The organism is Mucilaginibacter sp. (assembly GCF_028288185.1).
Taxonomy (GTDB): domain Bacteria; phylum Bacteroidota; class Bacteroidia; order Sphingobacteriales; family Sphingobacteriaceae; genus Mucilaginibacter.
On sequence record NZ_JAQBOF010000004.1, the window covers coordinates 111,874 to 126,749 of the forward strand.

Annotated in this window: 11 protein-coding genes; 4 read left to right on the forward strand and 7 right to left on the reverse strand. The window is 41.9% G+C overall.

The features are described 5' to 3' along the window. The first annotated feature begins 31 nt into the window (after positions 1 to 31). The 3 genes from JWQ34_RS01420 to JWQ34_RS01430 all read left to right on the forward strand — a co-directional run bounded on the left by JWQ34_RS01420 (position 32) and on the right by JWQ34_RS01430 (position 3,521). Entirely contained in the window at positions 32 to 1,147 is a 1,116-nt protein-coding gene (locus JWQ34_RS01420; protein WP_299352839.1) for a Gfo/Idh/MocA family oxidoreductase, read from the forward strand. A 144-nt stretch (positions 1,148 to 1,291) separates the two neighbouring features. Continuing rightward, positions 1,292 to 2,371 (forward strand): alginate lyase family protein, encoded by a 1,080-nt coding sequence (locus JWQ34_RS01425; protein ID WP_299352842.1) that lies wholly within the window; start codon positions 1,292 to 1,294, stop codon positions 2,369 to 2,371. A 10-nt stretch (positions 2,372 to 2,381) separates the two neighbouring features. After that, the gene (locus JWQ34_RS01430; protein ID WP_299352845.1) at positions 2,382 to 3,521 is read left to right on the forward strand and encodes an endo-1,4-beta-xylanase; all 1,140 of its coding nucleotides are present in this window, start codon (positions 2,382 to 2,384) and stop codon (positions 3,519 to 3,521) included. 440 nt (positions 3,522 to 3,961) lie between these two features. On the opposite strand, the gene JWQ34_RS01435 is transcribed toward JWQ34_RS01430, so the two are convergent. From JWQ34_RS01435 to JWQ34_RS01460, 6 genes are all read right to left on the reverse strand, one after another. Continuing rightward, entirely contained in the window at positions 3,962 to 4,246 is a 285-nt protein-coding gene (locus tag JWQ34_RS01435; protein ID WP_299352847.1) for a hypothetical protein, read from the reverse strand. A gap of 917 nt (positions 4,247 to 5,163) precedes the next feature. After that, a complete protein-coding gene (locus JWQ34_RS01440) occupies positions 5,164 to 5,754 on the reverse strand; it encodes a histidine phosphatase family protein (RefSeq protein ID WP_299352849.1) in 591 nt (196 codons plus the stop codon). Then, on the reverse strand, positions 5,747 to 7,198 hold the full coding sequence (locus tag JWQ34_RS01445; RefSeq protein WP_299352852.1) for an FGGY-family carbohydrate kinase: 1,452 nt from the start codon (positions 7,196 to 7,198) through the stop codon (positions 5,747 to 5,749). The genes JWQ34_RS01440 and JWQ34_RS01445 overlap by 8 nt, the downstream gene beginning before the upstream one ends. After that, positions 7,198 to 8,643, reverse strand: a complete 1,446-nt coding sequence (locus tag JWQ34_RS01450) for an FGGY family carbohydrate kinase (protein WP_299352854.1) — start codon at positions 8,641 to 8,643, stop codon at positions 7,198 to 7,200. The genes JWQ34_RS01445 and JWQ34_RS01450 overlap by 1 nt, the downstream gene beginning before the upstream one ends. Positions 8,644 to 8,647: 4 nt before the next feature. Then, positions 8,648 to 9,619: a 2-hydroxyacid dehydrogenase gene (locus JWQ34_RS01455; RefSeq protein ID WP_299352857.1), complete on the reverse strand. Its 972-nt coding sequence runs from the start codon at positions 9,617 to 9,619 to the stop codon at positions 8,648 to 8,650. A gap of 75 nt (positions 9,620 to 9,694) precedes the next feature. Then, the gene (locus JWQ34_RS01460; RefSeq protein ID WP_299352859.1) at positions 9,695 to 10,963 is read right to left on the reverse strand and encodes an MFS transporter; all 1,269 of its coding nucleotides are present in this window, start codon (positions 10,961 to 10,963) and stop codon (positions 9,695 to 9,697) included. Positions 10,964 to 11,205: 242 nt separating this feature from the next. Here JWQ34_RS01460 and JWQ34_RS01465 point away from each other — a divergent pair, with 242 nt between their 5' ends. Next, positions 11,206 to 11,970, forward strand: a complete 765-nt coding sequence (locus tag JWQ34_RS01465) for a DeoR/GlpR family DNA-binding transcription regulator (RefSeq protein WP_299352861.1) — start codon at positions 11,206 to 11,208, stop codon at positions 11,968 to 11,970. A gap of 46 nt (positions 11,971 to 12,016) precedes the next feature. On the opposite strand, the gene JWQ34_RS01470 is transcribed toward JWQ34_RS01465, so the two are convergent. Continuing rightward, on the reverse strand, positions 12,017 to 14,872 hold the full coding sequence (locus tag JWQ34_RS01470) for a glycosyl hydrolase (protein ID WP_299352864.1): 2,856 nt from the start codon (positions 14,870 to 14,872) through the stop codon (positions 12,017 to 12,019). Between the last annotated feature and the right edge of the window lie 4 nt (positions 14,873 to 14,876).

Sequence of the window (14,876 nt, forward strand, 5' to 3'; positions counted from 1 at the left end):
CCCTCAAAAATTGAACAGAAGTTTAAATAATATGGAAAATAAAAAAATTAACGTAGCTATAGTTGGCTTAGGTTTCGGGGCAGAGTTTATCCCTATTTATCAGCATCATCCAAATGCAAATATGTATGCTATTTGCCAGCGAGATCATACCAAGCTACACCAGGTAGGCGATGCCTTCGGGATAGAAAAACGCTATACCGATTATGATGAGCTATTACTTGACCCGGAAGTTGACGCTGTGCATATCAACACACCCATACAAAGTCATGCCGAGCAATCTATAAAAGCATTACGCGCCGGCAAACATGTAGCTTGTACCGTGCCCATGGCAACAACTGTTGAAGAGTGCCGACTGATTGTAGAAGCCGTCAAAGAAACCGGCCTAACTTATATGATGATGGAAACCGTGATCTATAGCCGCGAGTTTTTGTTTGTGAAAGAGCTATATGAAAATGGAGAATTGGGCAAACTGCAATTTTTACGTGCATCGCACCAACAGGAAATGGCTGGCTGGCCGGGCTATTGGGAAGGGTTGCCGCCGATGCATTATGCCACCCATTGCGTAGGCCCGGTTTTGGCTTTAGCTAAAGCGGATGCCGAATATGTATCATGCTTTGGTTCGGGTCGTATTGATGAAGATCTGATCAGCAAATATGGTTCGCCATTCGCTATTGAAAGTTGTCATATTAAATTTAAAGATTCTGATTTAGCTGCTGAAGTTACCCGATCACTATTCAACACCGCGCGCCAATATCGCGAAAGCTTTGATGTTTATGGATCCAAAAAAACATTTGAATGGACCTTAGTAGAACATGAACAATCAGTTATCCACACCGGCGAAACCCCGGAGAAAGTTACGATACCAGATTACGCGCATCTATTACCTAAAGAAATACAAGCCTTTACCACAGGCGGCGTTTATGACGCCAACAGTAACCAGCATCTTTCCTTTATACAAGGTTCGGGCCACGGTGGTTCGCACCCGCATTTGGTTAACGAATTTGTATCAGCATTGGTCAATAACCGTCAGCCTTTCCCTAATGCAAGGCAATCGGCCAATATTACCTGCGTGGGTATTTTGGCGCATGAGTCGGCAATGGATGGGGGTAAAAAAATAAACCTCCCTGATTTTACTCTGGTTGATTAGCACTTGGAAAAACAAACCGGCTAAGCTATAATTTTTCGACCTGAAAGGTAAATGCGAAATCAAAAGAAAAAGTTATTTGTCAGTCTACTGTTGTATGAGAAAACTAATTATAATCTGCTCCTTTATTTTTTGTTACCTGTAATTATGGCAACAGGAGTACAGGCACAAAGATTTGTACATCCAGGTGTTTTACACACAGAAAAGGACTTTGATTTTCTGTACAAAGTTGTCCAAAAGAAAATAGAACCGGCATACAGCAGTTACTTGTTATTAAAAGATAACCCCTGTGCATCTGCGGATTATAAAATGAATGGCCCTTACAAAACCATTTCTCGCGATGGCGAATTTCGATGGACCAAAACTAAAATGGAAACCGATTTTAGCGCCGCTTATCTCAATGCCATTATGTGGATGGTGACCAAAGAACCGGCCCATGCAAGGCGGTCGGCTGAGATACTGCTGGCTTATGCCGATACTTTAACCACAATCCCCGCAACTAATGATGCTCCATTGCTTGCTGGTTTGGAGGGTTTAAAAATAGTTTATGGTGCCGAGGTGCTGAAATACACCTACACCGGAATTACTGCACAACAAGTGGCAAAAATTACAAAAATGATCACCGGAGTGTTTCTGCCGGTGATGGAAACTTTCTATGCAGCTAAGCCCTACACCAACGGTAACTGGGGCGGGATTGTTACTAAAACCTATATGGCCGCTGCAATCTATTTGGACAACAGGGGGATGTATAAAAAGGCTATCGACTTTTATTATAACGCTCACGACAATGGTAATATTAAAAATTATATCAGTGGAGAAACAGGACAAATTCAAGAAAGCGGACGCGATCAGGGACACAGTCAATTGGGAATTGGCGCATTAGCCACTATCTGTGAGGAAGCCTGGAAACAAGGAGACGATTTGTATAGCGCTTTGGATAACCGGCTGATGAAAGGTGTCGAATACGTTGCCCGATATAATCTGGGCGACGATCATGTGCCATTCGCAACATGGAAAGACATTACCGGAAAGTATAACGAATGGGGGGTGATATCTACTCAGGGTCGTGGCAAATTTATCCCGATATACGTGATGGTTTACCATCATTACGTACAACGAAAAGGCCTACGGATGCCATATACCAAGCAAATAATTGACAAGGTGGGACCGGAAGGTTTTGACCGGGACCAACCCGCCTTCGGGACGTTTTTATTTGCCGGGAGGTAGAGGCTAATAAATGAGAAAAGCATTTTACTTTAGCCGATTAGCATTATGGAAAGAAGAATTGATAAACGTGATGCAAAGTTACACCAGTATTAAGATGATATTAACGGGCACAATGATGCTCATTTTTATCTTAAAAGCAACTGCACAACAAACCGGTGCATCAAGGGGGCTTAAAGACTATTACCGGGACTACTTCCCCATTGGCGTAGCTGTTTCGCCGAGAAGCTTGAGCGATTCGGCAGAACGTCAATTGATCATTAATCAGTTCAACAGTCTCACTCCTGAAAACGCGATGAAGATGGGCCCTATTCATCCCCAGGAAAATATTTACAATTGGAAGGCTGCCGATGACATTGTTAACTTTGCCCAGGCGCATAATATGCGTGTACGCGGACATAATCTATGTTGGCATACTCAAGCTCCAGACTGGATTTTTCATGACAAGGGGGGTAATTTAGTTAACAAGGAAGTTTTATTAACTCGGCTAAAAGATCATATCTATTCGGTAGTTGGAAGATATAAAGGAAAAATTTATGCCTGGGACGTGGTAAATGAAGCGGTTTCGGATAACAACGATCAATTGCTGCGCAATTCACTATGGTACCAGATATGCGGTGAAGACTATATCTTTAAAGCATTTCAGTTCGCGCACGAAGCCGACCCTAATGCTTTATTATTTTACAATGATTACGGAACCGAAAGCTCCGGCAAACGTGAACGTATATATGAACTTTTAAAAAAAATGCTGGATGCAGGTGTGCCGGTTCAGGCGGTTGGCTTACAAGCACACTGGTCAATAAACGATCCGTCGGAAGAAGCATTAATAACCAGCATCAAGAAATTTAGCTCATTGGGCCTGAAAGTTCAAATTACAGAATTAGATATATCTGTTTACAGTAACAAGGACAAGAATCTTAATGACGCCGATTTCACGCCTGAGCGCAAACAAAAACAAATGGAGCAGTACGCTAAAGTTTTTAAAATATTCCGCGACTATAAACAATACCTGACAGGAGTTACCTTTTGGAATGTATCTGACCGCTATTCATGGCTTGATAATTTTCCTGTGCGTGGGAGAAAAAATTATCCACTACTATTTGATCGCGACTTAAAGCCAAAAGACGCCTATTGGAATGTAGTGAGATTTTGATTAATTAAAAAGAGATCAAACCCCTCCCTCTCCGCAACGTCAAAATTTATTACCAGTAAAACCACTTAAAACTATAATTAAGAGGGTTTTTCATTTTTAAACAAGAATTTACCAGTTGATAATTTATACTCTCGAATAAAAGACCGGGAAGCTTTGACTAAGGCTGATCAATCTTATAGATAGTTTGATTCACATTAATCAATACACCAATGCAAATTACTGTCCGATATTTGTCCGAAGCATAATAAAAAAATCCTGTAAGCCTCTCTTTAAAAAAATGAAACTGGATATGAATATTTCTGCGCCACCCTTGCTGGGTATTGTAGGTATCACGCTTGATTAGGCCGTATGTATCCAACTCATCCAAATATCTTTTTATAGACCCTTCCATTACTCCCATCTTTTTTCCTAAGCAATTATTTGAGGCATAGCAATAGCCTTCATTGAATGAAAGTGAGCTGATGATCTGAAACAAAACTTTTAGCGTTCGATGATAGATTAACATCCTCTAAAACATCAAGTGAGCAAAGAAAAGACCTGATTCGTTTCATAGAAATTTCATGGGTTTTTCTGAATGTTTCTGCATCTAGGTACTCCATACCTTGGCGCTCTATTACCTTTTCTTTTACAAGTTCCTTCAGCTGAAGGTCTTGTTTTTCTATTTGATCTGAAGCGCGTTGTTTTCTTTGTACCTGGTTAATCGCTTGTTGGTTTTTTATATTCATGTTATCTCGATTTCCTCTTAATAACGTTGATTCAATTAAACCCAGGTCTATTAATACTCCCAGCCCCAGGCTCTTATTAAACCTTAATTATATACTAGTTAAAAATTAATTAAGAATATATACTTCTTTAAAGAAGCAACCTCTTAATAAAAGAGAAAAAATTGGATCAAATCAAAAAAGAGGCAAGCATCAAATAATTAAGGTCATTTCAGAAGTAATTTAAAATAGAGAATTATCTCAGGCGATGTGGGTATGCAAGGGATTTATGCGATATGGCATTGATACTGATGAGGAGATAGCATCATCTATATAGTCCTTTTTACAAAACTATTGTAATTGCAGTTCAGCACCTACGATGAATTGTTTTTTAACAATTTTTAATGCCTACGGTGAAGTTTTAAAACTAACTGACCCTTATATTGGCTTACGACATGAATGCTCACCCTAGGCAATTTAAATTGTCTAATCGACAAAATAAGAATGCCTGTCTATATCCTCGGGTAATATACTAATTACTTATATCCTCAATCTTAGTACTCGCGCTGAACTGTTACATATATGTGCTTTATCAAATACTGATTTAACCGTTTTTTCTTTTAGAAATATTATCAATACTATGTAAAATCAAAAAAAGAATGAGTTCTATTCCGGTGCGGACTAATTAAAAACACATTTCTATTTGAAAAGAGACAAGGATTTGTCACCTGATTAGGTTAACGGGGGATTAAATAGGGGATATAACTTTCAGAAGCATGATATTAATTAATATCAACTTCAAGATGAGAGTATAGTAAATTGAAGCGGTCGATTTCAGTCAATGTAACTCAAATAAATACCCCTATTTCACCCCCATCGCACAAAAACGCCCTTTCCTGTAAGAAAAGAGCGTTGAGAGTATTCCTTAATTCTATAATGATTTATGCGTTAAGTTTTTTCAATGTCAGTTCACCATTACCGTCCAATTGAATAAGTGTGATGGCTGAGTTTTCCTGAAAGATACGACGGTAGTTTTTTAAATGCATTCCTAATTTGTAAGCCATGTACAACCGATTAATGCCGTTATGGCCAACTACCACAATTGCTTGATCAGCGTGCTTTCGCAGCATATCCTGGTAAAAGGCATCTACACGTTTCACAATCTGATTGCCGGTTTCGCCTGTACGACCCGCGCGGTTCTCGCCCGGATCATTTGCCCAGGCTTCCCAACTTAATGGGTCATCGGCCGCAAACTCTAATTGTGTTTTACCTTCCCATTCACCAAAATCTATTTCAATAATGCGTTGGTCTGTCTCTACCTCGCGATCAGTTGCCAGTTCGGCAGTTACGCGTGCGCGTTGCAATGGCGATGAGTAAACAGCATCAATATGTAAACCGGCTAAACGCTGATTTACCGCTTTAGCTTGTGCTACACCTATGTCTGTAAGCCCTATATCAGTGCGCCCGCAATAACGGTTACCCTCAGCATTGTATGGCGTTTCACCGTGGCGTAATAAATAAATGTTAAGCATCGGCCTCTTCCTTTATGAATCCTTTAATACGCATCATCTCTAAAAATCGCTGGTAATTATTTTCGTAATTCTTGGTCAAACTATCGGTTGGGTGTACTTCTTTCTCAACCAAAACCATTTGCTTTACAGCCTGAACAATATCGCTAAAAAAGGTTTTTGAGGACGCCAATATCGCCGCCCCTACAGCTCCGGATACATCTTTCATTTTATAGATGGGTTTATTAAGTACATTGCTGCGTATAATAAGCCAAACATCACTATTACTTGCCCCGCCAGCGGTATACACCGCGGTTACCTGCTCGCCTGATAATTGTTCTATCAACTCATATGCATAACGTTCTAAGTATGCCACGCCTTCCATATTGGCAGTATAGCGTTCCGCTTCGGTTAATCCCTCTGGTTCAAAACCGCGTGCCTTCGCTGCTATAAACGGAAAACGCTCGCCTTCTTGTCTTAACGGATAGGATATATAACCGGTTGGGATAAGATCTTTTGCTTCCTGATTAAGCTGTGTAAGTTTAGCTGCAAAATTGTTACTTACCCAGTCAGCTCCGGTATTGCTCGCGCCGCCGGGCATCCAATAACCTGCCGGATGACGATGACTATACAATCTGCCCAATGGGTCTGCGACCTCTTTTCTGGTGACTCCTTTAATAACCATAGTAGTGCCAATGGTAGTATTCCATTGCCCGGGACTAATGGCACCTGATGCTATTTGCGACGCGCAGCCATCGGTAAGACCGACAGTTACTTTTACAGTTAATGGCAGGCCAAGTGCGCGAGCTGTTTTTTTTGAAACAGTTCCTATCACTGTGCCTGATGATACAACCTCAGGCAACCATTCTTTTTTTAGTGGAAGTTTGGTATATAGGTATTCCGGCCAATAATATTCGCTTACATCATAGCCAGATTTAAAAGCGTTGGTATAATCTGTTACGCCCCAAACATCACTCAATAGCCCCGTAATATAATCAGCAGCATGTACCCATTTGGCTATGTTTTTGGCTTTATCAGGGTAAGTATCGCCAAACCACACCATTTTGGCTAACCCGCTGGATATGTTGAATGCCGTGTAACCCTGGTTATGATATTTTAGCGCGGTATTGGTACATAGCTTAGCTTGGGTAACCGAACGCTTATCACTGTACATGATTGCGTTATGAAGGGGTTTGTGATCAGCGTCCAGCGGGATTACCGTACCCGAAGTAGAGGTAACCGATAAAGCTACAATGTCATTTAACACCTGCTTGGCTCCGTCGCTACTAACCAAGCGTAGCAGGGAGTTATAACATGCCTCCCACCATTCAGCCGGCGATTGCTCCTCGCGTGATTCGTCGCTCAACGGAAAAATCTGCTCTTCCTGGCCAAGTATGGTGCCTTGTTTATTAACAAGTACAACGCGGGCGCCTTGTGTCCCTATATCAATTCCAATAAAACAGGCCATTAGTTCAGTATTTTTTTGAAGTGCGAACGGGTGTTTTTCCAATCGGTGTACATAGCGTGGTATGCTGCATTTGCCACCGGTTCAACTATCTCCTGTGTTACGGCAGATGGCTGTACGATACCAAGTGATTGGTTACATATCAACACGCCACCCATCACTGATGACTGCCGGTAGCTATCCCGCATCATTACTTTTTTATTGAGTAGTGCTGCTATAAGGCGCCGCAGGGTGTGGCTTTGCACACCACCGCCGCAAACCCAAACGTAGTTTTTATGATGCGGACTAACTGAGTTGAGTGTTTGGTAATTTTCTACAATACTGCAGGCCATATCCCAAAGTGTGGCCCATATAAAACTAGCTCTGCAAAGCTGATGTGATACAGGCGCCTCAAAAATAAAGCCACCCACCGTCAATGCCGATTTTTCTTCAGCTAGCATAGATCCTAAGGAAGCGACACATTTGTAATGCGTTAGTTCGGCTAGTTCCTTCTCAATCACGTCGTATCCTTCATTCGGATAAAACACTTCTTTCAATCTCTGATAGTTTAACCCGGTAACACCCGCATTAGCTTCAAACATAAAACTGTTTTGGTCTACATGCCGGCCGGTCCAGGTGCGCTCCAATGCGTCGGTCACATAACTTCCTGTAAGTTTAATTATCGGTGTCGTGGTCCCCGATACAATAACCACATCGTCAATCTCCGGTCGTGTGCTTAAAATCGCTAGTTGCGTGTCGCCGCCGCCAACAATAATTTTTGCATCAGCAGAAATATTCCAGCTTGCGGCAACCTCCGGTTTGATATTGCCAAGTACAGAGCCCGAGTCTGTTAGCTTTGGTAACAGTTCGGGATTTAGATCAAACACCGTGCACAAATCAGCTGACCAGGTTTTTCCTGACACGTCATACATCAGGGTTTCAGATGCCTGAGAATGTTCGTAATGTGCCACGCCGCTTAGCATGTATTCTACCCAATCGCTGATGCTTAAAAAAGTGTGTAATTCGTCCCAAATATCCTTACGCTTTTCGCGGATACCTACCAATTTCATAGCAGAGAATAAAGAGGTGGGGTAACGGCCCGTTAAATTGTATACGTAGCTTTTACTGGCTATGATATCTTCCCATTCGCGTCCGCGATGATCAATATTCGGCAAACCGATAAGTGATTTGCCTTGCTCATCCAACAGCACAATTCCTTCACGCTGGCTGGTTGAGGTTAAGCCTAAAATTTCCAGCTCACCGGCTTGTGTCAGAGCACTTTTTGTTAGCTCGCTTACCTGAATCCACAACTGCGCAGGGTCAAAAAAAAGTGCTTCAGGGTAATTAGTATCCTTATGATAAATGATATCGCACCGATCAATGCCTAAAATGTCGCCATTGGTAGTCGCTACCGCTACGCGTACATTTCCGGTACCTATATCAATAATTATGTATGCTTTTTTTGCCATTGGTTTAAGCTATGTTTTTTTGCGCTTCAAGTTCGGCTGCCCACTTAAAAATCCGGCTGTTTAAAATGTCCACGTGGTGATCTTCCACCTCGTGCGTCGCCCCCGCAGTATGCGGAGTAGCTAAAACATTCGGATGGTTAATGAAGCGATAATCTTTATCGTCTGGTGGTTCAAAATCAAATACATCAAGCACAGCGCCACGTATTTTGTTGTTTTCTATCGCGTAAAGCAAATCATCCCTTTTAACAACACTGGCGCGGGCAGTATTTACAAAAATGGCACTCGGTTTCATCTTACTGATTAAACTTTTATCAATCATCCCTATGGTCTGCTCGTTCACTGGCAGGTGAATGGATACTATATCGCTGCTTTCAAAAATACCTGCTAACGAGATTTTTTGGTAATCGTCCCAGCCTTTTTCTATGTATGGATCGTAAAACTGTATGTGACAAGGGAAACATGTAACTATTTTGGCTATACGCTGTCCCACAGCACCAAAACCTACCATACCAATAGTTTTACCGGCCAGTTCATTGCCCTTAAATTGCAGGTACGAAGTGTGCGTGCCCTCCCCCCAGTTTTTACCGGTAAGCCATTGCCAGCTGGCAATAGTGTTTCGCATCAGATTGATCACATTGGCCACAAACATTTCTGCCACAGCCTGCGCGTTTCGGGCCGGAGTATGAAAGACCGGTATCCCCAGTACTTTAGCGGCTTCCAGATCAACATTTGACGGTGTGCCCCGGCAAACACCAATAAACCGCAGGTGGGGATGTGCATTTATCACTTCGGAAGTCACGTGGTCATGCTCGGTTATCAAGGCATCGGCCTGGGTTTCATCCAACAATTGATTCAGTTCTGCTTCATTGTAGGCACGGCCATGCTGTTTCCATTCCCGGTAAATTACTTCCCCGAATTTGTCGGAAAGTTGATTTTGCCCCTGCATATTGTATGGTGCCGTTATTAATATTTTCATAGATATGTATGATCAATAAAATCCCTGTAACGGGAGTTATGGAAAATTGAATATGTTTTGGTAAACGAACTGGCGTTAGCTTAACGCCAGTTCGTTTACCAAATGCGCGGTTTTAGCATTACCAGGCAATGAAACAAACAAGGTAAGTATTGCAGCCAGAACATAAAGGCCGGCCAGTATCCAGATAACGCCCACGCTACCTGTACTGCCAATAAACAAGCCTACAATAGCCGGGCCTACAAAAACGGCCAAGCCGGCACCCAGGTTAAGCACCGCCATGGCTGCTCCTTTATCTTTTTTCACCAGCGATGGGGTTAACGCAGTTAGCGGCACAAAACCCGCCAGCAAACAACCCCAAACGCAACCGCACAGTAGCACTATCCAAAAGTTATTGCCAAATATCACCGGCGAATAATAAAACAATAGTGTGCTTAATGCGCAGCCTATGCAGCCAAACCAAAACACTGTGTTTTTCCAGCCAAAGGAATCGCCTATAAAACCAAATATCAGGTTAAATAAAATGTTGGACATAAAAATGGTGGCCCACATTTGCAGCCATTGTATGGTAGAAAAACCATGTTGTTCCATATAAGAAGGCATAAATACCAAGAAGGCGAATTGCGAGGTGGTATTTATAATGCGAATAAGGCCACAAAGTAAAACTTTTGGCTCTTCACGCATGATGGTAAAGCCTTTTATCAATTCGTCAAACTTGCTGGTCTTATTAATAACAGTATTGGTTTCAAACCTGTCGCGATTAACCGCCAGGGCAAAAAAAGCACCTAACGACACCCAGAAGATAGAACTCCACAATGTAGTAAGGTAACCAAAATGGACAATTGCCCAACTTGAGTAGTATGCACCGAACACATTCAGCCCGCCAGTAAATACAAACCAAAACCAACCTGCCGCAGTGCCTAATTTATTTTGCGGACTGCGATAACTTATCCATACCAAAAACGAATAAGCAAATAAAGGATAACCAAAGCCACGCAGCGCATATGTAACGAGCATTATAGAGTAATGCATATCGGGTAAGCCCAATCCAACAAAACCTGCCGTACCTATAATATAGATTAAGATGCCAGCCAGCATTGTTTTACGTGGCCCGTAACTTTCAGTTAGCACGCCTGAAAACCAGGAAGAAATAGCTATCGTGATGCCGTAAACCGTAAACAATAAGGCAGACTCCTGGATATTTAAACCCCGGCTAATTACATAGGGACTTAACCAACCGCCCTCCAACCCATCACCCATCATAAATATCAGTATACCCAAGTAGCCCCAGGCTAGGTTTTTTGGCATACCTATTTTATCAAATAAGGAATTTTCTTTTTGCACCATCCTTTTACGCTTTAAATTTTATAATTGGTTTAATACTTGGCAGTTGGCAACAGGCGTTGTTAACCACCGTTTAATTAATTACAAATTGTTTCATTTAATTAAATAAACGTAAACAAATAAATGATTTAAAACAAAATAAAACAAAATTTAATTAAAATAAATCTTTTGAAATTAATTGCCCTTATTAACTTAAAGCTTGGTAAACAATAATTTTTTATTTTAGCAGTATATTTAGCAGCTAAATGAAAAACATCACAGACAGGCACCAATTCATTCTTGAAAAATTAAAGAAGGAAGGCAAGGTTAATATCATTGAGCTTGTAGAGGAAATGGCTGTTTCTGGCGTTACCATCCGGAAAGACTTGAAGCTCCTGGAGGATAAGAATCTCTTGTTCCGCACACGAGGCGGCGGATCTATCAATAATCCTTATGCTATAGACAGGCCTATCTATGAAAAAGAATTTATCAATTCGGACGAAAAAAAGAAGATAGCACGCGCCGCTATTGAACTGATAGGCCAAACCGATTCTATAATGATAGGGTCCGGAACGACGGTTTTTGAAATGGCTCGAACACTGCATCCCAATACCCATTTAACAGTAATTACCCCCGCCCTCAAAGTTGGGCTTGAGTTAAGCAACCGACCGAATGTTGAAGTATTGCAATTAGGCGGATTAATAAGGTCAAACTCATCATCCGTTGCTGGAGGGCACGCAATTAGGGTATTGAGCGAAATATCGTGCAGCATCCTTTTTATTGGGGTTGATGGCATTGATGTTGATTTTGGTATCTCCATTTCTAACCTTTCTGAAGCATCGTTGAATCAGAAAATGATAGATACAGCACAAACTGTTGTCATACTTGCAGATAGCACGAAGTTTGGCCGCCGTGGCTTGGGCCGTATTTGCGGTTTTGAACAGGTGCAATATATTATTACTGATAGTAAGGTGTCTAAAAGCACTATAAGAGCTATTGAAGAAAAGGGCATTAAAGTAATAATAGCCTGATAAAAAGATATCAAAGAACTATGCCTTTGCTTATTATTTAGCGCAATTAACCCAGTTCCACCGGCCCCATTACTCCCTGCGGGTACAACGGCTGTTTTTTATTGGTAAGCCACTTTACCGTATCTTTATTATCTTTCAAAGAGGTTTCCATCCAGTTTCCTAAAGTAGTGGTTAACTTTATACTTAATACGTTATTGCCTTGCTTGAGCACACCTTTTACAGGATAAATATGATCGCCATACCAGCGGTTACCCAGGTTTTTTCCATTCACTGTAACCTCACTTACGCCGGCCACCTTCCCCAAATTAAGAGTTTGTGCTTCGGTGGGGTTATTTATTGTAAAAGTATTTTCGTAGACCGCGTTCCCGGCAAAACCTACCAACTTGCTGTCATCTTTGAAATCAACTAACCTTTCTAATTTTCGGGTTTTGCGGGTGCCGTCATAATGATTCAATACAACATTCCAAGGGCTGTCAATAGTTTGTAATACCTTTGTACCCGGGCTAAGCTGTACAAATTTTTCGCCTTGGGTATTATTATCAAATACTATAAGTTGCGTATCGGCCGGGCCCAGCTTGATTTTTAATTTATTCTTTTTACCCTCAGTCGGGTAAATATACCTTTCGCCTGTTTCAGGGTTCCATAGCCAAGCTGTTTTATTAGGCGCCAAATCAAACTCAGCATTGAGTTCAAACCGGTCGGTATTGCTATAATTACTGAAAAAATAGGCATCGCTATCTGTGGTTTTGTAATGTACCTGCGCTACCGTTATTTGTGGCTGATCAAGCGTTACAAAAGGTTTCAGAATATAATGTTTTTGCAAGCCCTGGTACCAATCAACAATCTTGATATCAGGCGTTGGTGCCGGGTAAACAGATACATTTTTGCTGTTGATACTATTCATTACAGCGGCTATCTGCCTATCAAGGTCGGCATAATTATAAAATCCCGGCGCCTTTGATGGCCTACGCGCTATAAAGATGATCTGGCCGCCTGCATCCGCATAGCGTTTAAACGCTTTTACGGTATCTAAATGTAGCGTATCTGCTTCTACAACTATCAGTGTTTTATACTGCCTTGGTCCATAAGTTAGCTTACCGTTAGGGAACGTCGCCTTTTGCATAATGCTTTCGCTTATGTAATCGCAACCGCTACCATTTTGGTGGATGGCTTCCCAAATATTGTGCATGTATTCTGGATAAGATTTTTCCGGAAACGGGTCCCATGGGGCGCTAAATTTGCTCCACAAATCAGGCAACGGGTGCATTACTGCGATGTCTGACTGCATTTCCGCGTTTTGAAACAAACCTGATAATCGGCCTTTATAACTTACAAACTCTTTTAAATAAGGCCACCAGGGATTCCGTTCATTAAAAAACGTACCGTAGCGCACCCAGCCCGGGAAAGGCGCCTCTTGAGGACTGTAATTAAAACCGTGCAATATAGAGTGGCTAACCCCGGAGAGATTGCTTTGATCGCTGGTTTGTTTAATGCGTTCAAGCGTATCATTAAAAACCACCTCGGTGTTGGTGATCTCCTCGGCGCTCATTACCTTTTTACCGGTAAGCCGTACGGCCGACGAAACGAATTTGTTGACAGATGAATAAGCCCGGCCCTGTACGTAATTGAAATCCTTTAAATTCTGTCCTACATAGTTTCGCAGCCAGGTTTCGCCTTCAGGAATATCCAGTTGCATACTTGAATCGGAGGGATGAAACTCCCTGCCGTAAGCTTGCATTCGCGATTTAACACCATGTGTTTTACACCACACGACAAAAGTTTCCATAAAACGTTCCTGAAACAATTCGTGCTTGGTTATTTCAAAGTCATAGCGCACACGTTCTAAAACAGCGTTCAATTCATCGCCCACAGTCGACCCATATTTCCCTTTTATAGGCCTACCTTGTGAGCCAATTTTAAACAGAATGAACGGAAAATAGGGCATTAAATCGTATTTGCGGCGTTGCTTAAACTGCTCGCGCATATCACTGCACCAGTTGGTGCCCTGCAACTCCATGCTGTCTGTAAAAACCGAACGGAACTTGTTGCCCAACAGTCCTATTTTAGGGGTTAAGGCATCCGACATTTTATCAAGATACTTTTGTACCGCTTCTTTATTGTAGTGGTTAAGTACCGGCCCTGATGCGCCGGGAGCCCCCAGAATAACATTCATATACCCGGTTATTTTCACCAGGAAATAAAGCACATGGTTGCCTTCGGGCACATTAACAATAAGCGTATCTTTTGTTATCTGCGCATCCAAATCAATTACGCTCTCCAACTTATCAAGCTTGGCCGGTGCCAGGCGCACATAAGCCAGCTCCTTAAAACACTTTGGGTTTTTAGTTGAAAATGCAGGGTCAACAATCTTTACCAATTCGGCGTTGGTAACAGTTATTGTTTGCGGGCCTGTTACATCTTTGGTACCCAGCGCCATTATTTGAGTTTGCTCTTCTTTACTTAAAAATTCGCCGCCAAAGGGCCATCCAGATCCCATGATGATATCGCATATCATGCCGCGCTTTTTAGCTTCGGCCAGGGCATATTCTATCAAGTCAAGCCATTCATCACTAAGCCAGTTACACTCGTTATAATTCAATGGGTCGGACGTATCTGGAAAACGAATGGAGTTTATCTCAACCCCACCTACACCTAATGCGTTAAGCATATCCAGTTCTCTCGATATTTCTTTCTTTACTACCCGGTTACCGTTCCACCACCAGCGAACAAACGGTTTTGACGTATTAACCGGATTTTTAAAAGCTGAATACAGATCACCTTCCGGCGCTAAACCCTCACCGGTAAAACCATACCAATTCGCATTTTTGGTGATGCGTGCCAATGGCAATCCGGCCACGGTTGCCGAACTTAATTTAATAAATTTTCTTCTGTTCAAACTCATAATT

Coding starts and splice junctions, on each gene's coding strand:
- JWQ34_RS01420 (WP_299352839.1), top strand. CDS start 32: ATGGAAAATAAAAAAATTAACGTAGCTATAGTTGGCTTAGGTTTCGGG.
- JWQ34_RS01425 (WP_299352842.1), top strand. CDS start 1,292: ATGGCAACAGGAGTACAGGCACAAAGATTTGTACATCCAGGTGTTTTA.
- JWQ34_RS01430 (WP_299352845.1), top strand. CDS start 2,382: ATGAGAAAAGCATTTTACTTTAGCCGATTAGCATTATGGAAAGAAGAA.
- JWQ34_RS01435 (WP_299352847.1), bottom strand. CDS start 4,246: ATGAATATAAAAAACCAACAAGCGATTAACCAGGTACAAAGAAAACAA.
- JWQ34_RS01440 (WP_299352849.1), bottom strand. CDS start 5,754: ATGCTTAACATTTATTTATTACGCCACGGTGAAACGCCATACAATGCT.
- JWQ34_RS01445 (WP_299352852.1), bottom strand. CDS start 7,198: ATGGCCTGTTTTATTGGAATTGATATAGGGACACAAGGCGCCCGCGTT.
- JWQ34_RS01450 (WP_299352854.1), bottom strand. CDS start 8,643: ATGGCAAAAAAAGCATACATAATTATTGATATAGGTACCGGAAATGTA.
- JWQ34_RS01455 (WP_299352857.1), bottom strand. CDS start 9,619: ATGAAAATATTAATAACGGCACCATACAATATGCAGGGGCAAAATCAA.
- JWQ34_RS01460 (WP_299352859.1), bottom strand. CDS start 10,963: ATGGTGCAAAAAGAAAATTCCTTATTTGATAAAATAGGTATGCCAAAA.
- JWQ34_RS01465 (WP_299352861.1), top strand. CDS start 11,206: ATGAAAAACATCACAGACAGGCACCAATTCATTCTTGAAAAATTAAAG.
- JWQ34_RS01470 (WP_299352864.1), bottom strand. CDS start 14,872: ATGAGTTTGAACAGAAGAAAATTTATTAAATTAAGTTCGGCAACCGTG.